General features: G+C 54.2%; 23 protein-coding genes, 2 tRNA genes and 1 riboswitch. Of the genes, 20 read left to right on the plus strand and 5 right to left on the minus strand.

Annotated features, from left to right (window positions below):
- The first annotated feature begins 369 nt into the window (after positions 1-369).
- The 4 genes from KQX66_RS17710 to map all read left to right on the plus strand — a co-directional run bounded on the left by KQX66_RS17710 (position 370) and on the right by map (position 2335).
- Complete coding sequence (locus KQX66_RS17710; RefSeq protein ID WP_216794129.1) at positions 370-717, plus strand: hypothetical protein; 348 nt, start codon at positions 370-372, stop codon at positions 715-717.
- Between the two features lie 18 nt (positions 718-735).
- Positions 736-915, plus strand: coding sequence for a hypothetical protein (locus tag KQX66_RS17715; RefSeq protein ID WP_216794130.1), 180 nt, complete (start codon positions 736-738; stop codon positions 913-915).
- Positions 916-932: 17 nt separating this feature from the next.
- Positions 933-1076, plus strand: coding sequence for a small acid-soluble spore protein P (locus KQX66_RS17720; RefSeq protein ID WP_010500477.1), 144 nt, complete (start codon positions 933-935; stop codon positions 1074-1076).
- A 515-nt stretch (positions 1077-1591) separates the two neighbouring features.
- Positions 1592-2335: a type I methionyl aminopeptidase gene (gene map / locus KQX66_RS17725; RefSeq protein ID WP_216794131.1), complete on the plus strand. Its 744-nt coding sequence runs from the start codon at positions 1592-1594 to the stop codon at positions 2333-2335.
- A gap of 54 nt (positions 2336-2389) precedes the next feature.
- Here the strand turns inward: map and KQX66_RS17730 are convergent, their stop codons facing one another.
- Both KQX66_RS17730 and KQX66_RS17735 read right to left on the minus strand, forming a co-directional pair.
- Complete coding sequence (locus KQX66_RS17730; protein WP_216794132.1) at positions 2390-2542, minus strand: hypothetical protein; 153 nt, start codon at positions 2540-2542, stop codon at positions 2390-2392.
- Positions 2543-2669: 127 nt separating this feature from the next.
- Positions 2670-2742, minus strand: a tRNA-Arg gene (locus tag KQX66_RS17735).
- A 191-nt stretch (positions 2743-2933) separates the two neighbouring features.
- Between KQX66_RS17735 and KQX66_RS17740 the strand changes: the two genes are divergently transcribed.
- The 4 genes from KQX66_RS17740 to KQX66_RS17755 all read left to right on the plus strand — a co-directional run bounded on the left by KQX66_RS17740 (position 2934) and on the right by KQX66_RS17755 (position 8133).
- Complete coding sequence (locus KQX66_RS17740; protein WP_216794133.1) at positions 2934-5711, plus strand: discoidin domain-containing protein; 2778 nt, start codon at positions 2934-2936, stop codon at positions 5709-5711.
- A 174-nt stretch (positions 5712-5885) separates the two neighbouring features.
- Positions 5886-6494, plus strand: coding sequence for an RNA polymerase sigma factor (locus tag KQX66_RS17745; protein ID WP_253957236.1), 609 nt, complete (start codon positions 5886-5888; stop codon positions 6492-6494).
- Positions 6491-7003, plus strand: coding sequence for a zf-HC2 domain-containing protein (locus tag KQX66_RS17750; protein ID WP_216794134.1), 513 nt, complete (start codon positions 6491-6493; stop codon positions 7001-7003). The genes KQX66_RS17745 and KQX66_RS17750 overlap by 4 nt, the downstream gene beginning before the upstream one ends.
- A complete protein-coding gene (locus KQX66_RS17755; protein WP_216794135.1) occupies positions 7000-8133 on the plus strand; it encodes a hypothetical protein in 1134 nt (377 codons plus the stop codon). The genes KQX66_RS17750 and KQX66_RS17755 overlap by 4 nt, the downstream gene beginning before the upstream one ends.
- 120 nt (positions 8134-8253) lie before the next feature.
- On the opposite strand, the gene KQX66_RS17760 is transcribed toward KQX66_RS17755, so the two are convergent.
- Entirely contained in the window at positions 8254-8736 is a 483-nt protein-coding gene (locus KQX66_RS17760) for a GNAT family N-acetyltransferase (protein WP_216794136.1), read from the minus strand.
- Positions 8737-9027: 291 nt separating this feature from the next.
- Here KQX66_RS17760 and KQX66_RS17765 point away from each other — a divergent pair, with 291 nt between their 5' ends.
- The 5 genes from KQX66_RS17765 (at position 9028) to KQX66_RS17785 (ending at position 14175) form a co-directional block, all read left to right on the plus strand.
- Entirely contained in the window at positions 9028-9645 is a 618-nt protein-coding gene (locus tag KQX66_RS17765; protein WP_216794137.1) for a glycerol-3-phosphate responsive antiterminator, read from the plus strand.
- The gene (locus KQX66_RS17770) at positions 9642-10571 is read left to right on the plus strand and encodes a carbohydrate ABC transporter permease (protein ID WP_253957237.1); all 930 of its coding nucleotides are present in this window, start codon (positions 9642-9644) and stop codon (positions 10569-10571) included. Before KQX66_RS17765 ends, KQX66_RS17770 begins: the two co-directional genes overlap by 4 nt.
- Positions 10568-11395, plus strand: coding sequence for a carbohydrate ABC transporter permease (locus KQX66_RS17775; RefSeq protein WP_216794138.1), 828 nt, complete (start codon positions 10568-10570; stop codon positions 11393-11395). Before KQX66_RS17770 ends, KQX66_RS17775 begins: the two co-directional genes overlap by 4 nt.
- Before the next feature lie 39 nt (positions 11396-11434).
- Entirely contained in the window at positions 11435-12832 is a 1398-nt protein-coding gene (locus KQX66_RS17780; protein WP_216794139.1) for an ABC transporter substrate-binding protein, read from the plus strand.
- A gap of 140 nt (positions 12833-12972) precedes the next feature.
- The gene (locus KQX66_RS17785; protein ID WP_308647248.1) at positions 12973-14175 is read left to right on the plus strand and encodes a winged helix-turn-helix domain-containing protein; all 1203 of its coding nucleotides are present in this window, start codon (positions 12973-12975) and stop codon (positions 14173-14175) included.
- A gap of 43 nt (positions 14176-14218) precedes the next feature.
- Here the strand turns inward: KQX66_RS17785 and KQX66_RS17790 are convergent.
- Both KQX66_RS17790 and tadA read right to left on the minus strand, forming a co-directional pair.
- Positions 14219-14292, minus strand: a tRNA-Pro gene (locus KQX66_RS17790).
- Between the two features lie 116 nt (positions 14293-14408).
- Positions 14409-14882 (minus strand): tRNA adenosine(34) deaminase TadA, encoded by a 474-nt coding sequence (gene tadA / locus KQX66_RS17795; RefSeq protein ID WP_284439822.1) that lies wholly within the window; start codon positions 14880-14882, stop codon positions 14409-14411.
- A 352-nt stretch (positions 14883-15234) separates the two neighbouring features.
- Positions 15235-15323: riboswitch (cyclic di-GMP riboswitch) on the plus strand.
- Between the two features lie 99 nt (positions 15324-15422).
- On the opposite strand from tadA, the gene KQX66_RS17800 reads away from it, so the two are divergent.
- The 7 genes from KQX66_RS17800 (at position 15423) to KQX66_RS17830 (ending at position 22414) form a co-directional block, all read left to right on the plus strand.
- A complete protein-coding gene (locus KQX66_RS17800) occupies positions 15423-16106 on the plus strand; it encodes a PilZ domain-containing protein (protein WP_216794141.1) in 684 nt (227 codons plus the stop codon).
- Positions 16107-16195: 89 nt separating this feature from the next.
- Positions 16196-16915 (plus strand): peptidoglycan recognition protein family protein, encoded by a 720-nt coding sequence (locus KQX66_RS17805; RefSeq protein ID WP_216794142.1) that lies wholly within the window; start codon positions 16196-16198, stop codon positions 16913-16915.
- Positions 16916-17071: 156 nt separating this feature from the next.
- Positions 17072-18172, plus strand: a complete 1101-nt coding sequence (gene ychF, locus KQX66_RS17810; RefSeq protein WP_216794143.1) for a redox-regulated ATPase YchF — start codon at positions 17072-17074, stop codon at positions 18170-18172.
- Positions 18173-18342: 170 nt separating this feature from the next.
- Positions 18343-19422, plus strand: a complete 1080-nt coding sequence (gene prfA / locus KQX66_RS17815; RefSeq protein ID WP_216794144.1) for a peptide chain release factor 1 — start codon at positions 18343-18345, stop codon at positions 19420-19422.
- Positions 19415-20338 carry a peptide chain release factor N(5)-glutamine methyltransferase gene (prmC, locus tag KQX66_RS17820; RefSeq protein ID WP_216794145.1) on the plus strand — a complete coding sequence of 308 codons (924 nt, stop codon included), beginning with the start codon at positions 19415-19417 and terminating at the stop codon, positions 20336-20338. The genes prfA and prmC overlap by 8 nt, the downstream gene beginning before the upstream one ends.
- Positions 20339-20476: 138 nt before the next feature.
- Positions 20477-21304 (plus strand): stage II sporulation protein R, encoded by an 828-nt coding sequence (gene spoIIR / locus KQX66_RS17825; RefSeq protein WP_216794146.1) that lies wholly within the window; start codon positions 20477-20479, stop codon positions 21302-21304.
- 48 nt (positions 21305-21352) lie between these two features.
- Positions 21353-22414, plus strand: coding sequence for an L-threonylcarbamoyladenylate synthase (locus tag KQX66_RS17830; protein WP_216794147.1), 1062 nt, complete (start codon positions 21353-21355; stop codon positions 22412-22414).
- Positions 22415-22507 lie beyond the last annotated feature (93 nt).

Below are 22507 nucleotides of genomic sequence, written 5' to 3' on the forward strand. Positions count from 1 at the left end.
GCAGGTGGGATGAGAACCGGAGGTTCGTCGGAGCGTAAGCTTCGGTAGGAATGCATCGCAGTCGGCCACGAAGTGGATGCATCCCACCCTCTCCGCCATACATACAAGTACACGATCCCAAATAAGGGGTCGTTTTTTGTATGGGGAGCAAGCAGGTGGGATGAGAACCGGAGGTTCGTCGGAGCGTAAGCTTCGGTAGGAATGCATCGCAGTCGGCCACGAAGTGGACGCATCCCACCCTCTCCGCCATACATACAAGTATACGACCCCAAATGAGGGGTCGTTTTTTTGATGGCTTTTTTTGCTGCTACGTCCTTGGTATAAGAAGGCCGCGCACTTCGCATGTTAACAACCATGGAGGTGTGGCTGATGAGTAAAAAGGACAGCTTGCAAGTGGACAACCAACGTTTGGCGGAAGCTTGGGCGAGAACGCTGCCGACCGTCCTGAACGCCTCGGACCGTGCGGAAGTGAAGGCAGATGAAGCGGAACCAAACGTTATCCGGATTCATATTGCGACAGCCGGACGGAGCAATTACAGCTTCGATTTTAAATGTACGTATGTCGATTCGCGGGAAGTGCAGGTGGAGTTGGTCGATGTCGAGAGGGAAGGGACGGCTGTCGACGAGCGGACCGACGTCATTCAAACGCTTGTCGACGATTATGTGAGGCATATCCACGAATGTGCCCAGCAGCTTCATGCTTTTACGCACAGCTAAACGGAGGTAGGTCGCATCATGACTCAAAATAAAAGCAGCGTCGATAAAAATTTGCAAAATGTCGTGAAAGATTTGGACAAAAAGACGGTGACCAGCCATCAGGCTCAACAAGTGCAGCAGCAAACAAACGATCATCGGCACCAGGATGCCTTGAACCACGATAAACCGCCTCATGAGCCGATGTCCGATATCGACTGAAGGGAGAAGGTCTCACGATGCCTAAAGATATTCCGCAGCCTGTCAACCCTCCTAGCGGCCGGCACAACCGGGAAGAGAGCCGTCAGCCGAACGTCCCCTTGTCCGGTTCGAAAAAAGTAAAAAATCAAAACCACAGCCGCCAAAATAATGGCGAAGGGTAGAACAAATAAGCCTCTTACTTTTTGTAAGAGGCTGTCGTTTTTATATTACGTGGTTATAGATTGTTTTTTTCTCTCTCCACCCTAAGAAAGCATTCGTTCAATAACAAGTGAGCCATCTCTTCGTTATCTGCATATCCGTATAACGAAGACCCGCCTGCTATCGCATCACATACATCGTCCAACATGGTACAAATGGAAATGGAGTATTCATCATAAATGATGTAATAGCAGCTGTTTGCCGGCATCATGTCCACCTCGATTTTGTGATTGAAACCTTATTTTACCATAGAGTGCACCAAAAGAGAATGCATTTTTTGCGTGATATTAATCACCTTTTGCGTCATAATGCACAAGTCCTTGCGTGGATTTGTAATCGAAAAGAGCTTATCTCAACTTGAGTGGCAGGACACGGGGAATCGTCGTAAAATAGTTTGAAACCGACTGTTGCCTGCCGTGCATCGGGATTCCTCCACGTTGCACGCAATCAATGATCGTCGGAGGGGGGGAGTGGTCTGATGATTCATTTGAAAACGCCGCAAGAAATTGCTTTAATGGCCAAAGCTGGAGCCGTTTTAGCCAAATGCCATCAAGAAATCGCCAAGATGGTTCGTCCCGGACTTACGACGCTTGAAATCAATGATTTTGCCGAACGGTTCATAAATGAGCATGGTGCAAAACAAGTGACCAAGGGCTACAAAGGATATCCGTTCGCCACCTGCGCTTCCGTGAACGATGTTATTGCCCACGGTTTTCCCAGCGAAGAGCCTCTGCAGGAGGGAGATATTTTAAAGATGGATATTGTCTGCAGCTACGATGGGTGGATGGCCGACTCTTGCCGTACGTATGCCGTCGGAAAAATATCGGAGGAAGCGGAGCGGTTGGTTCGTGTCACGAAGGAGTGTCTGGATCTATCCATCCCTAAAGCCATTGTCGGCAATCGAATCGGAGACGTCATGCATGTAGTGCAGCAGCACGCTCAGCAGGCGGGCTTTTCCATCGTTCGCGATTTAGTCGGACACGGTATCGGCCGTGAAATGCACGAAGAGCCTTCCTTTGCGCATGTCGGCAAGCCAGGGCGCGGATTTCTGCTGGAGGAAGGCATGGTTATTACGATCGAACCAATGATCAACGCGGGAAAGCATGAGATGTTTATCGACTTCGACGGCTGGACTGCCAGAACGTACGACGGGAGCCTGTCGGCGCAATTCGAGCATACGGTTGCCATTACCCGCGACGGTCCGCTCATTTTAACCGAATAAAGAAGAAGAGCCTGCGGCACGAAACGAATTCGTACTGTAGGCTCTTGGCCGTTATCAAGCTTGCTCGTTCGGTTGGTTTTTTGGCGTTTCCGAGACATCGGTCCGTTTCGAAGAGCCCAGTTCGCCGGTGGCGTCCGGCTTGACATCGTTAATCGCTTCGTTGTTGAAAATGTAAATCTCTTCATCCGAATCGTTCCTGCTAACCATCGGCGTCACCTCAACGCTAGTATGGCATGAGGAACATTTTTTAATGCACGCCTGCGCAGGCATAAAAAAAAAAGAGGTCTCTTCAGAGCCTCTGCTTTTGCTGTCGTCGGATCTTACATAAGTAATACGTCCCCGAGAGGACTCGAACCTCTATCGGTCCTTTAGGAGAGGACTGCTCTATCCTGTTGAGCTACGGGGACTCAATTCAAGCAATATTCATTATACCATACCGCGCAAAGGGAATAAAGTCGATCACCGTTAACGAGCTGCAGAACGAAACGAAAAAATATACAGGTGGAGCATAAATTAGCACATGTTCTGCACAAGGAAAAGTTTGGTATGTTCTTCTTGCAAGCGTTTTCTAAAATTCAATGAATCGGAGGTATGCATTATGGCTTGGCGCAAGTGGATAGGTTTCCCCCTTTCTTTTATCCTGGCCGTAACGCTTGGAATGCCGGCTATGAAAACGGAGGCGTCAGAGCAGCCTGTCAATCTGGTACGGAATAAGCCGGTCCAAACAAGCTCGCAAGCAAGCTCCACCGGACCGGGGGCAGCCGCGGTCGACGGCGATGCCTCGACGTTCTGGCAGCCCCTGGCGAAAGATCGGGAGGATATGAATGTGTGGATCTCGGCGGATTTGGGCAAGGCGGAAACGTTCAATACATTTACAGTATCGTTTCGGAGTGTGGACATGGTGTCGGCTGTAAGCGCACTTGTGTCGTCGGACGGTACGACTTGGGAAGAGGTTGCGTCCAAGAAAAGCGATTTGACCGTACAGGATAAAATCCGGTTTAAGGATACCTCTGCGCGGTACGTGAAGCTGGATATTACGCTTAGCAAGAACAGCAATGTCAATTTGTTCGAATGGGGCGTTTATCGGGAGACTGGGGACGGCCCGGGACCGAATCCGGAAGAACCGGTCATTCCGTCCGATTTGGCAAGCGTTTATTTCGTTAAGGAGGACGGGCAGCCTTATGCCGTAAACGAAGCGATTGAGATGAAGAAGGGCGAGTCGAGAACGTTATCGCTGAGCCTGAAAGGAAAGCGAAAGAACGGCGAGATCGTCGACTTGTCCAAGTACAATAAAACGTTAAAAACGAATACAAAGTTCATCACGGTGGAGCAGAACGGAACCGTTACGGCGCTTCAGGCCGGAGCGAGCACGGTGTATACGGAAGTGAAGGTCACCAAGGACCTGACGCTGACTACTCCGGATATTTGGATCTTGGTCAAAGATCCGAACGAGTTTTTGGCGGAAGCCTTGATTGCGAATACTTCGCTTGTTCACCCCCGTATGAAGACGGAGATCGGCCAGCCGGCGGTACTTCAGCCCGGTGACGATTTTCCGGCCGTATCGGTGCAGGCAAATGTGAAGCTGGACGTGAGCGGGAGAGTGGTCCGGAACGGTCAGCCTGTTGCAGTTATTCCGAAAGTAGCTGTGAACAAGTCGGAAACGAAGAACGTTACGCTTCCGTTCAAAGCTAATCAATCCGGGAGCTACGAAATCCGGCTGACGCTGCAAAGAGAAGGTCTGCCTCCGGCCTATGACGTGTTCTATTTTACGGTGATGGATTCGGCTGCGATTCCGGACGGGCAGAGCAGCATTGCATATACGGGACCTGACGGGAAGCTTGTGTATGTCCCGGACTATAAAGGCAACCGGGTGATCGATTTCTCGAACGCCGGGTATATGGGCGGCGGGGTCCAACTACCGGATGTGCAGGCCCGGGTAGCCGTCGAACCGGGAGAAGGCGACGCTACGGCGCGAATTCAACAAGCGATCAATCAGGTGTCCCAAATGCCGGTCGGGCCCGACGGCTTCCGTGGAGCGGTCCTGCTGAAAAAGGGACGCTACGAGATCGAAGGCACGCTGTACGTGCGGACGAGCGGCGTCGTGCTGCGTGGGGAAGGGCAGGACGAGGGAGGGACGCTCCTGTTCGGCTCGGGGAACAAACCGCGCAATCTGATCGAAATCGGCTCCTTCAAAGGGCCGGTTATCGACAACGCTTCCATGACGGACGTTACGGACCTGTATGTCCCTTCGGGGGCGAAAACGTTTCACGTGAAAGATGCCAGCGCCTACAAAGTAGGCGATAAAGTCATCGTGCGTCGCATCGGCAATGCCCGTTTTATTACCGAAATCGGCATGGATTATATTTATAAACGGCCGGGAGGCACCGTGAGTCAATGGGGGCCATTTAACCTTGATTTTGACCGGGTCATTACCGGTATTAACGGCAATGAGATTACGGTGGACGCGGCGCTGGCGAACAGCATCGAGCTTCGTTGGGGCGGCGGACAGCTCTATAAATACAATGACGACGAGCGGATCGAAAAAATCGGCGTAGAGAAGATGCGGGTGGATTCGGCTTTTGACCCGTCCGTCATCGATACGACCATGGATAACGGCAAGACCGATCCGTATTATGCCGATGAGAAGCATACCGAGCGCTTTGTCATGATGAACAGCGTGAAAAATGCCTGGGTCCGGGATGTGACCGGATATCACTTGGCCTATGCCTTGGTGCAAATGGGCCGCCATGCGAAATGGGTAACCGTACAGGACTCCAAAGTGTTCGATATGGTCAGCATAATTACAGGCGGCCGACGTTATGCCTACTACATTCAAGGGCAGCAAAATTTAGTGCAGCGTACGTATGCGGAGACGGCAAGGCACGGTTATGTGGTGGACAGCCGTGTGCAGGGGCCTAACGTATTTCTCGAAGGCGAGAGCCGGATCGACTACAATACAAGCGAACCTCATCACCGCTGGTCGGTTGGCGGGTTGTTCGATAATATCAAATCTCCGATCGCGATCCGGGACCGGGCTTGGCTGGGAAGCGGCCACGGCTGGGCGGGAGCAAATTACGTGACATGGAATACCGAAGGCAAGCTGACAAGCCAGCAGCCGCCGACGGCCCAAAACTATGCGATCGGTCACGTCGGAGAGAAGGTTCCCGGATTTTTACCGGATACGGATTACGATACAAGGCCGCGCAAGGATGCTTACTGGGAGTTGCATGGGCGCCACGTGACGCCGCTCAGCCTATACAAGCAGCAATTAAAAGAGCGCTTGGGCGAGCAGGCGCTGCAAAATATCGCTTACCGTCCGGTAGGGGGAGGTTCGCTGGATACCCCGATCCCCCAGCAATCATCTCAAGGCAATTAGTACGAAGGGAGCCGAGAAACGTCTCGAACCGCAGCAGCTGTATGCCGCATTTTATGAATTTATAGCATTCGTTACAGGAGCCGGGCGTTGTCCGGCTCTTGTTTTGTTTTCCATTGTTCTTGTTAGGGGTGACCGTTACAATAAAAAGATATTTTTTTAAGTTTCAAAAAAATAATGCAGGGTTTGATTAGCCCCGGTTCGTCTATTCGCAGAGAAGGGAGGGGGAGAACGATTACAGAAGAAGCATGGATTGCGCGCATCATATCGGGCGATGCGGATGCGTTCCGTGAACTTGTGGACAAATATGGAAATTATTTGTTTCAAGCGGTTTACGGGGTATTGCGTTCGACAAAAGATGCAGAAGACGTCACGCAGGAAGCGCTGCTGAAAATATATGCGTCTCTCCCCCAGTACCGGTATCAAGGCTTTAAAACCTGGCTCACGCGAATCGCCGTCAATAAAGCGATCGATTTCAAACGGTCGCAGGATCGCAAGAAAGAAGAGTTAACGGATGACTGGGAGGGACGCACGCCTCCCGAACCGACCCAGAGCAACCCCGTAGAGACGCAGGTCATCCGACGCGAGAGAAGCACCTATGTTCGTGAACGTCTGGATCGTCTGCCGGAAAATTACCGGGATGTCGTGGTCGCCTTTTATATCGAGGAAAAAAGCTATCAACAGATCGCCGAAGAGCAGCAGGTCGCGATCAAAACGGTAGAATCGAAGCTGTACCGGGCAAAGCAATATATGCGGAAGGTTTGGAAGGAGGAGGAGTGGGAATGAATCGACACAGGCCGCTAAACATCTGGATGCAGTATGTGAACGAAGAGTTGCCGCCGGAGGAGAGGGAGCGCTGTGAGGCGCATCTGGACGGCTGCGACGCCTGCCTGGAGCTGTACATGGAGTGTATAGGGCAAATGGCCGACAGCCTGCCGGCACTACCGGATACGGACGCTTTTACGGCTGCGGTCATGCAGCGTTGGGCGGAAGAGCAGCTGCCGGCTCCCGAGGCCAAAGATAATCCGGCGAATCCACCGGCAGAACGCAAACGGCGTATTCCCTGGACGCAGAGTCCCTTCTTCCATTATGCTGTTGCTGCGGCCATCACGCTGCTCTTAATGAGCACCGGCGTGTTCCACTCGCTCATGGGCCGTCCGGAGCCCGGCCACATATCCTATTCCGCTTCCGATCGGACGGAAGCCTACGTTCCGTTCTCCGAAGTCTTGCTGGAGAAAACAATCGGCTTGCTCGATTCCATCCAACCGAAACATGAAAGAGGAGGTACCCGATGAACACATATAAAAGTCCGGTGGCGGCGTTCCTGCTGTCGTTCATTCCCGGACTAGGCCATTTGTATATGGGACGCGTATTCCGGGGGTTGGTATACGGGTTTGCATTTTTTGGCTTGCTGCTGCTGACCTTCATTCTCGGTACGCAATACGGAGGGCGCGACGCATTCTTCATTTTGTTAATTGCCCTTGCAATTGCCGTCATAAACGTTCTCGATATGGTGTTCTTTCTGCTCACCCGGGGTGGACGTCCGCCAGCTCACCGGCAATCCCACATCGCACAAGACCAGCCCTATGAACCTGCAGATGGAAGCTACCGGTCTTGGGCGTATGATGCCGGGGCTCCGCTGAACGACCGTTTTCGCACCATTGCGCTTTCTTTTATTCCGGGGCTCGGCCATCTCCACCTCGGGCTTATGCAGCGCGGGCTCGGCTTTATGGTCTTGTTCTTCGGACTGACGGTGATGATCTTCTTCCTCAGCGTGATTACGCATCGCGACGTATTCCTGGTATTCCTCGGCGCACTGCCGGTCATTTGGCTGTACTGCATGTTCGACTGCGTACAGCAGTGTGGACGGAAGGAGCGCGGAGAGGTCCTGACGGACCGGACGATCTTTGAAGAATTTCAAGAGAGCCGGGGGTCGGGAAAGAAGAATAAAACGCTCGCTACGCTGCTTTCGATTTTCCCCGGGGCGGGGCATATGTATCTGGGCCTGCAAAAGCGCGGCCTGCAGCTCATGGCGGCCTTTCTGTTCTGTATCTATATCATGGATGTGATGCGGCTGTCGCTGTTCATGTTCCTGATTCCGATCTTGTGGTTCTTCAGCTTCTTCGACGCACTGCAGATGGTGTCCAAGGTCGGCCGTGAGGAATTAAGGGATGTACCGGTCGTCGGCTGGCTGCTGCACCATCAGCGGTGGCTCGGTTACGGATTGCTTGCGCTCGGAGTGTACTATTTGCTCGATCGCGTGCTGCTGAGTGCACTGGATATTTGGCTTTCCGAAAAAATGCAGCGGCAGGTCATGCTATGGTTCGACCAGTATTTCCAGACGTTCGTCATCTCGGTGCTGCTGATTGGCGGGGGCATCCGGCTTCTGCTCGGAAATAAAAAGGGCAGAGGGGGCCGCTCATGAGACCGTAGAGGGGCTTCCGTTCCGACTATCCAAAAAAAAAGGACCATGTATTCACGGTCCATGAGCATTGGAGTCAGCGGCTATCTCTCCGAAAGCTGATAAGGAGAGGGCCGCTGTTTTTTACGGCAGCGACCGAAAGGTTTGAATGGGCCCTTCCCAATCGTCTCTCGTCATCTCCTGATAGCTGTCCTTCGTATACTCGTCAACGATTCGTCTCCAGAACGTCTGGGCCGGCTCGTTCTCCTCCATTTGCGCCACTTCCCATTGACCCGGAAACCGGTTAAACAGATCAAAAGCCAGCTTCCGTCCGACCCCATGCCGGCGGTATTTTTTCATGACGAAAAATTCGGCGACCGAATACACCGGTTCATCCGACCCTATTTCCCGAATCAAGGCAAATCCGGCCAGCTTTCCGTCCACATGAACGAGGAAAGCGTGTCTTCCTTCCTCTGTCCAGTAGTGATCCAGGAACGGATATTCGAATAAGCCGTGCTCGTTCACGTCTTCCGGATCGAATTCGGTAAAATCGTATTTGTACAGCTCCAGCAAATTTCGCAAGACGGATTTTTGCTCCGCCGCTGCTTTTGTAACGACAACTTCCATTTCGACTCTCCTTTTCCATAATCATGTAGCTTCGATTTTTATTATACATGAAACGGTACGGAAAGTACGAGTATAGCGATTTTCTCTTGCCGCCGACGTCTGCGTTAACAATATCTTTAGACCGGGTTAAACTTGCTCTAACATACGAGGGGTATGCTGTAACCGAACAAGTAAATAAATCCGATAGGTTGGAGTCACATGGAGAAACCTTAATTAGATTTTTTCCCGAAGCTGCAGGGTTGAAAAAGTCTATTTAAGGTTTTTTTGTGTCAGAAAGGCGGGCTGAAGGGTATGCAGGATCTGGGTTTTTTGGAAAGGCTGCGTCAAAGCCGGTTGATTGCATCGGTTAAGGAGCACAAGACGCTGGAGAAGGCTGCGAAGGCTCAGGTCGGCGCGGTGGTGCTTTCGATCGGCAACATCGGCAATATTAAAAGCTTTGTAGACTTGTACAAAAAGAACAGGATTCCCGTATTTCTTCACGTTGAACGGCTCGGAGGACTAAGTCAGGATAGCGAAGGGATGGCTTTTCTGGCCACCTGCGTCAAGCCTGACGGCATTGTCACGACGAGGAATCAGCTGATCAAGCTCGCGAAGAAGGAAGGCCTGCTTACGATTCAGCGGATATTTTTATTCGACAGCGATTCGGTCAAATCGGGCCTCAAATCGGTGCAGGAAACTCAGCCGAATGCGATTGAGATCATGCCTGCGCTGCTGCCGGAATACATTCGCGTGTACCGGCAGGAGACGAATATCCCGATTATTGCGGGCGGTTTGATCCAAACCCGGGAGCAAATCAAGGAGGCGCTGCAAAGCGGGGCGGTAGCCGTGTCGATGGGGACGCATGAATTATGGAGGGAGCCCATCGGAGAAGTGCTGTCGGACGGCGGCCTGGGAGGGGGGAAATCATGATGAATCCGAACGCTTCTTACGCTTCGAAGCCGACGTTTAAAGAAGCCGCCCGCAAGCAGGCCAGCAGCAAAATCGGTCGGATACTGAAGCCCTATTTGTTTATTTTGCCCTGCATCGTATTGGTGCTTCTCTTCAACTACTACCCTTTTGTCAAAACGATGGTTTTGGGCTTTACGCTGGTGGACATGCTCGGCAATCCGGTGGAGTTTGTGGGGCTGGAAAACTTCGTCGAAGCTTTCCAGGATGAGCGGCTGCTCCGGGCATTGTTGAATACGCTGCAATTCACCATTCTGACGGTGCCGGCTACGCTGTTGATCACGCTGACCTTGGCGCTGCTGGCGGAGAAGGCCAGGAAAGGCAGCCGAATCTACCAAGTGATGTTCGCCTTGCCGATGGCCGTCTCCATGTCGTCTGCGGTCATGATCTTCCAACTGCTCATGAATCCGACAATCGGGATGTTCAACTATATTACCGGGCTGGGCTTGAACTGGTTCGGTGATGAAAAATATGCGCTAACGGGCATTGCGATCATCTCGGTGTGGATGAGCATCGGGTTCAGCTTCCTGTTTTTGCTGGCTGCCCTCAGGAACGTCCCGCAGGAGCTGCTGGAATCGGCCGAGATGGAAGGAAGCAGCTACATGCAGAAGCTGATTCGAATCAAGCTGCCGCTGATCTCGCCGACGTTGTTTTTTCTGCTGTGCACCGACTTGATCGGCTCCTTGCTGGTGTTCGGTCCCGTATCGATTCTGACCAAGGGCGGGCCGCTGGGCGCCACGGAGACGATGGTGTACTGGATGTACACGGAAGCTTTCGAGAAGGGCAAGTACGGCTACGGAAGCGCCATTGCGGTCATCATTTTCTTCATCGTCATGATCTTTACGCTGATCACCTTCGCGTACGAGAAGAAAGGGGTGCATTACACATGATGGCAGCGAAGCGGCTGTACGACTGGGGAGTGGTCGTGATCTCCATGCTGGCGGGCCTGATCGTCATTTTCCCGCTCATCTATTGCATCGGAGTCAGCTTGATGAGTCCTTCCGATCTCGGCTCCTATCCGCCCAGGCTGTTTCCCAGCACGTTATTTTTGGATAATTACAAAACGGTATTTTCCTCAACGCCGATTTTCACGTTTATGTGGAACTCGTTCCTGATTGCGGTTGTTGGCACGATCGGGCGGTTGATCACGAGCAGCTTGGCGGCGTACGCCTTCGCGTTTATGGAGTTCCGGTGGAAGAAAGGGTGGTTTCTGCTGATCCTCGGGACGATGATGATTCCGGGGGACATGCTCATCATTACCAACTATATTACGGTCGCCCAGATGGGGCTGATTAATACGTACGGCGGTATCATGATCGTCATGCTGGTGGCAGCGGTGTTCATGTTTATGCTGCGGCAGCACTTCATGACTGTGCCGAGGGATTACAGAGATGCGGCGTTTGTGGACGGCTGCGGCGATATGCGGTTTTTTGCGCAAATTTTGCTGCCGATGTCCGTGCCTATCTTATCTTCGATCACGATTACATCGTTTATCGGCCTTTGGAATACATACCTGTGGCCGCTGCTGGTGACGAACTCGGAGCAGATGAGAACCGTGCAGGTCGGCATTACGATGCTGCAATTCCCGGAAGGGATGGTGTACGGACCGATTATGGCCGGTGTAACCGTGATCCTCATTCCGTCCGTGCTAGTCTTCGTCTTCTTCCAAAAGCAGCTCGTCTTCGGCGTAACGTCAGGCGGCTTAAAAGGATAGGGATTCGCAATCTAGCCACTACCCAAGGAGGATAATTAAATGAAAAAGCCTATGATCACCCTAGTCAGCGTATTGACAGCTCTTAACGTATTGACCGCATGCGGAGGGGGTGCGAATCCGAGTGCGAAGGCTACACCCGACAGCAGCGCTGCTCCGTCGACGACGAGTACAGGGCCGGTGAACCTGACCTTCTGGCACGCGATGGGCGGCGCCAACGAAGAGGTCGTCAAAAAAGTGGCGCAGACCTTTAACGAGACTGTCGGCAAGGAGAAAGGCATCGTCATTACGCCTGTCTTTCAAGGCAGCTACGGCGATTTAATGAAAAAAGTAAGAGCCGCGGTGCAGGCCAAGGATGTTAAAAATTTGCCGGATATCGTACAGTCTCCCGCTTCGGAAACGGCTTATATGAAGGATATCCCTTACGTGGTTCCGGCGCAGACGTTGGCCGACCAAGATGCTTCTTTTCGCATAGCGGATCTGGAGCCGAATGTCGTGGCCTCCTTCAGCTACAATGGCAAGCTCATCGGCGTGCCGTTTGCCAACTCTACCATTCTGCTGTACTATAACAAAAATTTGTTTAAGGAAGCGGGCTTGAATCCCGAGCAGCCGCCGGCGACGATCGACGAGCTGGGGCAGGTTGCCGCCAAGCTGACGAAGAAGAACGGTACGCAAGCCAGCCAGTGGGGCTTTTCCGGAACGCCGGACTTGTATCATCTGTCCAGCTGGATCGGCATGCAGGGAGGGTATATCGGGAATAACAAAAACGGCCGCGCCAATACGATGACCGCCGTGGAGTTCGACTCGAACGGGACGATGAAGAAATTTATGACGGAATGGAAAAAAGCAGTTGCTTACGGCGGAATCCAGACGGGAACGGACACGAATCAGAACGAAGAATTCGCCGCGGGCAAGCTTGCCATGTTCGTGAATTCGACGGCCGGGCTCAAAGGCGTGCTGAACGCCGTCGGCGGGAAGTTCGAAGTAGGAACGGCGTTCCTTCCGAAAGTGGATGCGGGCGACAAGGGCGGCGTTGCTGTCGGAGGCTCCGCATTATACACGATGGATCGCGGAGACAAGGCCAAGATTGATGCGGCCAGAGAGTATATGAAATACAGTACGTCTGCGGAAACCCAGTTCGTATGGCATTCCGGGACAGGCTATTTTCCTGTCAATTTGAAGACGTACGATCTGCCGGATATGAAAGCGCATCTGGACAAAAATCCGCTGTTTAAGACGGCGATCAACCAGCTGCACGCCTCTTCGCCGGATACGCAAGAGCCGATGAATGCGGTGTCGAGCGAAATCAGCACCGCGATGAAAGAAGAAATTTTGGGCTACGTCACCGACAAGAAGGACATCGACAAGGCCATCACCGCCATGGTTACCCGAATCAACAAGGCGTTGGCGGATTATAATCGGGCGAATGGGAAGAATTAAAGAGTAGGATGAAAGAGCTTTGAAGCCGGACGGGATGCCGGGCCAAAGCTCTTTTTTGTTCAATCTGAAAAAATGGCTTGCCAGTTTGGAACAAAGTGGAATATAATACAGGAACATAAGTTCGTTATTTGTCATTCGAGGTGAAACGATTGACCCCTATTCTGCTAACCAAGTCGCAAGCCAGAAGGTTTTTATTATATTACCACGGACTGCACGGCGATTTTCAATTTGCCGGTCCGGAGGGAGTCGTTTCTTATATCCGCCGTGTGGGGTGCATCCAGTTCGACCCTCTCAATGTGGTCGGGATGAATCCGGAGCTTGTGCTTCAGAGCCGAATCAAGGATTTCAATCGCAGCATGCTTCGGGACCTGTTATATAACGAACGTCAGTTGATTGATTACTGGGATAAAAATATGGCCATCTTCCCCGTAGAGGATTGGCCTTATTTCACGAAATTTCGAAATAAATATCGAGCTTGGTGCGCTGCCCGTCAAAGCACGGTGGATAAAATATACGAAGAAATCAAGAACCGGGGCGCGCTCTGCTCCGGAGATCTTAATCTTGATGAAAAAATTGACTGGGGATGGGGACCGACCAGACTAGCCCGGGCCGCGCTGGAAGGGATGAATTATGCGGGACTTCTCGTGATTCATCATAAGGTCAACACCCGCAAATATTATGATTTGGCGGAGAGACATATTGCAGAAGAACTATATTGCGCACAGGAACCGTTCCAATCTGACGAGCAATACTATGATTGGAACGTGCTTCGTCGCATCGGCAGTATAGGCATGCTGTGGAACCGACCCAGCGACGGCTGGCTTGGTATTAGCGGCATGAAGAGCCCGCAGCGAAATGAAGCTTTTAAAAGATTGTCGAGCGGGAACAGAATCGTTGAAATCCATGTGGAAGATCTGGAGCGTCCCCTATATATCCGAAGTACGGACTTGGAGCTTCTGAACAAAGCTTTATCGGAAAATCCGGCGAAAGAACGTTCCAGTATTCTTGCTCCTCTGGATAATATGTTATGGGATCGCAATCTGATCCAAGCGTTATTTGATTTTGAATACCGGTGGGAAGTTTATAAGCCGGCCGCGGAGCGGAAATTCGGATACTATGTGCTGCCAGTCCTTTATGGTGATCGAATCGTAGCCCGATTCGAACCTCAACAGCATAAAAACGGCGCTCCGCTTGCCATAAAAAATTGGTGGTGGGAAGATTCCATTTCCGTAACGAGTCTGATGAAAGAGAGCATACTCGATTGTCTTGAACGGTTTGCGGCGTATCTTGGAACGACTTTTCATAAAAACGACACAGCGCATATTTTCCGTAAAAGAAAATAAAAAAAATTGCGGTCTCATGACCGCAATTCTTGTCTTAAAAGTATCGAGACGACAGGATTTGAACCTGCGACCTCTTGGTCCCGAACCAAGCGCTCTACCAAGCTGAGCCACGTCTCGTCGGTGTGCCTAAGCACGAAGCTTTTTTATTCTATCATTGTCCCAAGAAAATGTAAAGAGGACGGCCTCTTTTTTTGCCGCCACAAATTGTGGCAGCTTGATAGAGAAGCCGGCGTTTACTCTTTTCCCCGCAGCTTGCGGAAAAACTGCGTCAGCATCGTTCCGCATTCCTGCTGCATCACTCCGCCGATCACGTCGACCCGATGATTGAACCGGTCTTCCTGCAGCAAGTTCATCAGCGTGCCTGCGCAGCCGGCCTTGGGGTCCGGCGTACCGAAGACAACTTGGCTGATTCGGGCTTGCACAATCGCACCCGCGCACATCGGACATGGCTCTAACGTAACATAGAGCCGGCAGTTCAGCAGACGCCAAGCATCCAGATGCTCGCTCGCCTGCTTAATCGCGATCAGCTCGGCATGCGCCAGCGGGTCCCGCGTCGTTTCACGGACATTGTGGCCGCGGCCGATGATCTCGTCGCCGAGCACGACGACCGCCCCGATCGGGACTTCGCGTATCGCTTCCGCTTTCTGCGCTTCTTCGATCGCGGCTTTCATAAAAGGCAAATGTTCTTCCCATAATGCTGCGGACAAGCTGGACACCTCGATTATCGTATGTGCATGCACAGTGCGTTCTCGAACAAGTATTCGTTGTTAACACGCTGTGGATAAGATTGTGGATAAAAAGCACTATTTTCAATTCATTGTAGATAATTCGAGTCGAAATAGCAAGGAATAAAACGAATTTTGCGGTTATCCACAGGTTGTCGAAGATGTGAATAGCAAAGTTATCCCCATTGTGAATTATTAAGAAAAAATGAATTTATGGCTATGCCGTTGAATGATGATGAGGTGAACGATATACTAAATATAGTATCGATTAGGTAAATTGTCCTATAATTGATTGTTTTTACATATACGATAATGATAATAAAGTATTGCAACCATTCGTTCATGGCAAACCTGCCGAAAGGCAGCGACGCAAAGCTTAGGGTCTAAGGTCCGCAGACGGACTACGACAGCCTGGCCGCCGAAAAGATGCGGAATTCACCGGCTGTTTCTTCTGTTACGGGGGAGGCGGCCTTTTTTTGCGCCAAGGACATCACTTAAAAATCAAGGATGGTGACGTAGCGGATGAACACACCGGCTGTTTCCCGCAATCTTAACAATTTCAAAGAAAGACATCGCGGCTCCGGCACGGTTATGCTGAACAGCCGAATTGTAGTGGAGAAAGAGAAATTTGTGTCCACCGGGACATTGACGTACGTCGAAGGGGACATTCTCGAAATCGAAATGTCGGAGTACAAAGCGTTCGAATTGGGCGATGCGGTCAAGCTGACGATTTATTCGCCGGGCGGCTTTTACCCGTTCGAGTCGACGGTCGTTGCGAAGGATCAGGGCGTGGTTATGGTCCTTATTCCGCCCCAGCATCAGAACCGGTTCGCGGAAAAGCGCGAGCATCCCCGGGTTCAGGTGAGTCAAAAGGGCGCTCTCGTATCGTACCGCAACGAGGACGGTTCCTGGCAGGTGCCGGAGGGGCAGATTCCACTTACTGTTAAAAACATCAGCCTCAGCGGGATAGGTTTTATCGTAGAAGAGCCCGTCGAGCTTGACCGGGACGCGCTGGTGCAGCTGCATCTCGACCTTGGCTTCTCTATGCACTGCCGTGCGGAAATTATACGGACGGAGCCGGTGGAGTTCGGCTGTTATTATGGGGCCCATTTCGCCGAAATGGCGGCGGATAAGGCCAATTCACTGCGCGCATTCATCCTGAAAAAACAGGTGGAGACGCATTTTGCGCAGAAACGGGAAGAGTAAAAAAGGCGCAGCTTCATCGGCAAACGCGCCGGACTGGTTGGTAACTTGGAGCATATCTTAAAGATAAAAGCTTCGAGGTGGTGAACAGCATGGCGTTTACGATGAAATACGAGATCGTTCCCCGGTATTTGTCGGGGCCGAGCCAACGCCGCCCGGTTCTTGCTCTGGACCCGTGCCGCTTCATGGTGGCGCACGATACGGGCAATCCCGGTGCGACGGCTGCATCCAACGTAGCGTATTACGAACGGACCCGAAACGACATGTCGGCTTCGGCGCATTTGTTTGTCGACGACCGGGAGATTATCGAGTGCATCCCTTTTTTGACGGGGGCTCCGGAGAAGGCGTATCACGTTGTATATAACGTAACCACGGACAACGCCCGTTACGGTGTGGATGCCAACGATGCGGCCGGTGCGGTCGAGCTTTGTTACGGCGGAAGCATCAATCTGGCGGAAGCGTATAAACGGTACGTGTGGGTACTGGCGTATGCCTGCTACCGGTACGGCTTGAATCCGGGGACGGACATTGCCGGCCATTACATGCTCGATCCGGCACGGCGCACGGACCCTATGGAGCCGCTGCGACTGCTCGGCAAGACGTTTGGTGATTTTCTGCAGGACGTGGCGGACGAGTATGCTTCCAGCGTAACGCCGGACCCGCCGGATGCGCTTCTTAGCGTGGAGGATGCGAATAACCTGATCCGTTTTTTGTCTGCGTCGTATTTGGCGATTGACGATGCGGAAGGCCAGGCGGAATTCCACCGGCTGGCGAACGAGCTCAGAAAGGCTTCAGGTCAGCCGGAAGAGTAGGCTGCAAACGAGAACGGAACGAATAGAGCCGGCCTTGCGGAACGCGAAGCCGGTATTTTTTGCTGTGCGGGCATGAGGTGACACAAAGGCCGGTTTTGTAGTATAATTTGAAGTTAGGAATTTGCTTAGAAATACACTGAAGGAGTTGTCCTTTTCATGGCATTGAAAGCAGGGATCGTCGGACTGCCGAACGTTGGCAAATCTACGTTGTTTAACGCGATTACGCAAGCCGGTGCGGAGTCGGCGAACTACCCGTTTTGTACTATAGATCCGAACGTCGGTGTCGTCGAGGTGCCGGACGAGCGTCTTGACCGGTTGGCCGAGATTGTGAATCCGAACCGCATCGTGCCGACGGCATTCGAATTCGTCGACATTGCGGGCCTGGTTAAAGGCGCCAGCAAAGGCGAAGGACTGGGCAATAAATTTTTGGCGCACATCCGCGAGGTGGATGCGATTGTGCACGTCGTGCGCTGCTTCCAGGACGAAAACATCACGCACGTTTCCGGTACAGTCGATCCGATCAGCGACATCGAGACGATTAACCTCGAGCTGATTTTGGCGGACGTCGATTCCGTCGATAAGCGCATTGACCGTTCCCGCAAAAACATGAAGGGCGGCGACAAAAAGTACGCGCAAGAAGTCGAAACGCTCGAACGGATCAAAGAAGCGCTCTACAACGATAAACCGGCGCGCAGCGTGGAGCTCAGCGAGGAAGAGAAGCTGCTGATCCGCGATCTGCACCTGCTGACGATGAAGCCGGTGCTGTACGCGGCCAATGTTAGCGAATCGGAAGTGGCCGACGCCGAAGGCAATCCGTACGTGCAGAAGGTACGCGAATACGCGGCGCAGGAAGGCGCGGAAGTCGTGCCGATCAGCGCGAAGGTCGAATCGGAGATCGCAGAGCTGGAAGGCGAAGACAAGGCGATGTTCCTTGAGGAGCTGGGGCTGCAGGAATCCGGCTTAAACCGGCTGATTAAAGCGGCTTACAAGCTGCTTGGGTTGTATACGTATTTTACGGCCGGCGTACAGGAAGTGCGCGCATGGACGATCCGCATGGGCACGAAAGCCCCGCAAGCGGCGGCGGTGATTCATACGGACTTCGAGCGCGGCTTTATTCGGGCGGAAGTCGTCGGCTATGAAGATTTGATCGGTTCCGGCTCGATGAATGCGGCGAAGGAAAAAGGACAGCTGCGTCTGGAAGGCAAGGAATATGTCGTTCAGGACGGCGACGTCATGCACTTCCGTTTCAACGTATAGCGAGGCTGGGCTGAGGGACTTGGGGGACCGTCTCTTGCTTCGGCCGCGATTCGCGGTGAAACGGAGGGAAGAGCAACAGTCGGGAGACGGCTGTGGGCTCCACGGGAGCTGCAAAGGAACCAGAACGGACAAACTTACGACAAACGGAATAAAAGAAAGGGTGAATGACGATGCTGGACCGGCTTCAAGCATTGGCCGACCGTTATGAAAAATTGAGTGAGCTGCTGTGCGACCCGGATGTTGCGGGAGACGCGAAGAAGCTGCGGGAATATTCCAAGGAGCAATCCGACCTGCAGGAGACGTACGACGCCTATATGGAGTATAAAAGCGTCTCCGAACAATACGAAGCGGCGCGGGCAATGCAGAACGAAAAGCTTGACGATGAAATGAAGGAACTCGTAAAAATGGAGCTCGACGAGCTGTCGGAGCGCAAAACGGAGCTTGAGGAACGCATTAAGGTTCTCATGATGCCGAAGGATCCGAACGACGACAAGAACGTCATCGTGGAGATCCGCGGCGCGGCCGGCGGGGACGAGGCGGCCCTGTTTGCGGCTGACCTTTACCGGATGTATTCCAAGTTTGCCGATGCGCAAGGCTGGCGGACGGAAGTCATGGACGTCAACATGAATGATCTCGGCGGCTTCAAAGAGATCATCTTCCTGGTGAACGGCAAGGGCGCTTACAGCAAGCTGAAGTTCGAGAGCGGGGCGCACCGCGTGCAGCGCATTCCGACGACGGAGTCGGGCGGGCGCATCCATACGTCGACGTCGACCGTAGCGGTTATGCCGGAGATGGAAGACTTTGACATCGAGATCAACGATTCGGACATTCGCGTCGACACGTTCTGTTCGAGCGGCGCGGGCGGACAGTCCGTCAATACGACGAAATCGGCCGTTCGGGTGACGCACATCCCTACCGGGATCGTGGCGACCTGTCAGGACGGCAAGTCGCAAAACTCGAACAAAGAGAAGGCGCTGCAGGTACTGCGCGCACGGATTTACGACAAGATGCAGCAGGAAGAAATGGAAAAGTACGGTGCCGAACGGAAGAGCAAGGTCGGCACGGGCGACCGCTCGGAGCGGATCCGCACGTACAACTTCCCGCAAAGCCGGGTGACCGATCACCGCATCGGCTTGACACTGCACCGGCTTGACGCCGTGCTGAACGGCGATATGGAAGAGATCATTTCAGCGCTGACGATCGCCTCGCAAACCGAGCAGATGGAAAAAGGAGAATACGCCGGTGCGTGACGAGCAGCGGATAACGATACGTGAAGCCTATGCCGAGGCTTCTTCTTTTTTGCAGCAGCGCAGGGTGCGGGAGCCGGAGGCCAACGCCGGCCGGCTGCTGGAGCACCTGCTGGGCGAGAGCCGCAGCGGGCTTCTGCTGCGCTGGCCAGAGCCGTTCCCGCGGGAGCGGGAGGCGGACTGGCAGCGGCTGCTCGAGCGCAAGGCGAGCGGCGAGCCGGTGCAGTACATCATTGGGGAGCAGGAGTTCTACGGGCTCCCCTTTACGGTGACGCCGGCGGTGCTCATCCCGCGGCCGGAGACGGAACTGCTGGTCGAGCAGGTGGTCCTGCTCGGGCGGCAGCTCTTCGGCGGGGCCTCGCACGGGCCGGGCGCCGCGGGTGTGGCTTCGCCGACGGTCGCAGACGTCGGCACGGGCAGCGGCGCGATCGCGGTGAGCCTCGCGGTGCAGTGCCCTGCGTGGCGCGTGACGGCGTCGGACATCGCGCCGGACGCGCTGGCGGTGGCGCGAGCGAACGCCGAGCGCAACGGGGTGGCCGAGCGGGTCGCCTTCGTGGAAGGGGACCTGCTCGGCCCGTGGATCGAGCGCGGCGAGCGGCTCGATCTGGTGGTGTCCAATCCGCCGTACATTCCGGAGGCGGATGAGGCGGGGCTGCAGCCGGAGGTGCGGCTGTTCGAGCCGCGGACGGCGCTATACGGCGGAGCGGACGGGCTGGAGCCGTACCGCCGCCTGACGGCGCAGCTGGGCGAGCTTCCGGCGATGCCCGCGCTGGTCGGCTTCGAGGTCGGCCAAGGGCAGGCGGACGAGGTACGTCGTTTGCTGGAGCGGGCGGCCAATTGGGACGAGGTGCGGATCGTACCGGATTTGGCCGGGATCGACCGGCATGTGATCGCTTATCGCAGCAAGAATCATGCCTGATGGCTGGCTGGACAAGGCCCTCGAACCACGATTTATGCGGAACATACGGAACTTATTTTTCTGCCCGAGTATAAACTCTCTCAAACCCGAGCATACTGACAACTAGAAATGCTAGAGTTCGAGAGGGGCGGTTCGGAGATGGTCAAACGGTTTGCGTGGAAACGATATGCGTACTTGGCATTTGCTCTTATGGTGATGCTGGCCTGCTGGGAAACGAACCGTTCCAATGCGATGCTGGCTACGGCGGAACGCGAAATGGAAACAGGAAGCTCGATTCCGAAGGAAGCGATCCGTCTGCGCATTCTGGCCAACTCCGACGCTCCGGCCGATCAATGGGTAAAGCGCGAAGTGCGCGACGCCGTCATGGAGCAGATGAAAAGCTGGGCGACCGAGCCTCAAGGCATCGAAGCGGCCCGCCAAACCTTGCGCAACCATCTGCCCGAGCTCGATAAGCTCGTCGGCGAAACGCTGCGCAAGAACGGCTTTGACTATACGTATCGCGTGGAACTGGGGATGGTCCCGTTCCCGGCCAAAGTATATAACAACGAAGTGTATCCCGCAGGAGATTACGAAGCGCTGCGCATCGCTATCGGCGCCGCCGAAGGGCAGAATTGGTGGTGCGTGCTGTTCCCGCCTTTATGCTTTGCGGACACGGGTGTCGTGAAAAAGAACAACACGGCGTATGCCGCCTCTGTGGAAGAGTCTGTTGAAAATGGCGGGTCGGCGCAAAGCGAACATGCCTCGGCTTCGAAACAGGGCGCTACCGAAACCGGAAAGAAAAGCAAGTCAGAGAGTAAAAAGGGAAGCGCCGAAGGCGACGTAAAGGTCCGGAACGGAAAAGTGGCGGATAGCGGCAAAGCATCCGTTCCTTCGAAAGCTCAACCGGAAGCTCCGGATGCCCCGCAGCCGGAAGTACGCTTCTTCTTATGGGATCTCATGAACAAAGTCGGCTCGTGGTTTGCCTGATGCGGCGGCCTGTCCGGGCCGGTCTGTCAGGAAAGGAAGATAACGAACATGACGACGGAAACTAAGGTGTGGAAAGTGAGCGCGGAAGCCCCTTCCCGGGAAGCATTACTCGAAGCGGCTGCGCTGCTGCGGAACGGACGAACGGTGGCGTTTCCGACTGAGACAGTGTACGGCCTCGGGGCGGACGCGCGGAACACGGAGGCCGTTGCGGACATTTTCGCAGCCAAGGGAAGACCGTCGGATAACCCGCTGATCGTTCATATCGCGGACAGGTCTCAGCTGGAGGAGCTCGTCGCTCCGCCGGAGGAGGCCGTTTTGCGTTTACTGGACGCCTTCTGGCCAGGGCCGCTGACCGTCGTACTGCCGGTTAAGCCAGGCGCGCTTTCCCCACTCGTTACGGCGGGACTTTCCACGGTCGGGCTGCGCATGCCGGGCCATCCTGTCGCGCTCGCGCTGATTGCGGCCTCCGGCTGTCCGGTCGCCGCTCCCAGCGCGAACCGCTCCGGCCGTCCGAGCCCGACGAGCGCCTCGCACGTGCTGGGCGATCTTGCGGGCCGCATAGCGGGGATCGTCGACGGGGGAGAGGCCGGGGTCGGTCTGGAGTCAACCGTGGTGGAATTTGCGGGCGATGCACTTTATATTTTGCGGCCCGGCGGGGTTACGGCAGGGCAGCTTCGCGAAGCGCTGCCGGGCATTCCCGTGATCGAGCCGCAGGCGGAGCACCGCGAGCCCGACGCTCCGCGCGCACCGGGCATGAAATATGCGCACTACGCTCCACGGGGGACGATGGTGCTTGTGCAGGGCGCATCGGACGAGCTGGTGCATGCCTGCATGCAGCGCGAGCTGGATGAAGCCCGGGCGCGGGGCGAGCGCACCGGCGTATTAACCTACGCGGAGCACGCAGATCGCTTCCGCGCGGACCATGTCGTGCCGTGCGGCCGCTTGGACGCCCTGGAGACGGTCGCCCATGGGCTATACGCGGCACTGCGCGAATTCGATGAAGCCGGGGTCGGCTTCATCGTGGCCGAAGCTTGCCCCGAAGAAGGCCTCGGGGCTGCGATCATGAACCGGCTGCGCAAAGCTGCCGGTGGCCGCATTTTAACGGTGTAGCTATTTTAGCTTGTGACTCTTCAGCCCGTGTGACCTGCCGTGGGATTCATTCAATCTCTTTTACGGCGTGGCATATTATGGAATTCATGTTTG

It is taken from the genome of Paenibacillus oleatilyticus (assembly GCF_018998565.1).
GTDB classification, from domain to species: Bacteria; Bacillota; Bacilli; order Paenibacillales; family NBRC-103111; genus Paenibacillus_G; species Paenibacillus_G oleatilyticus.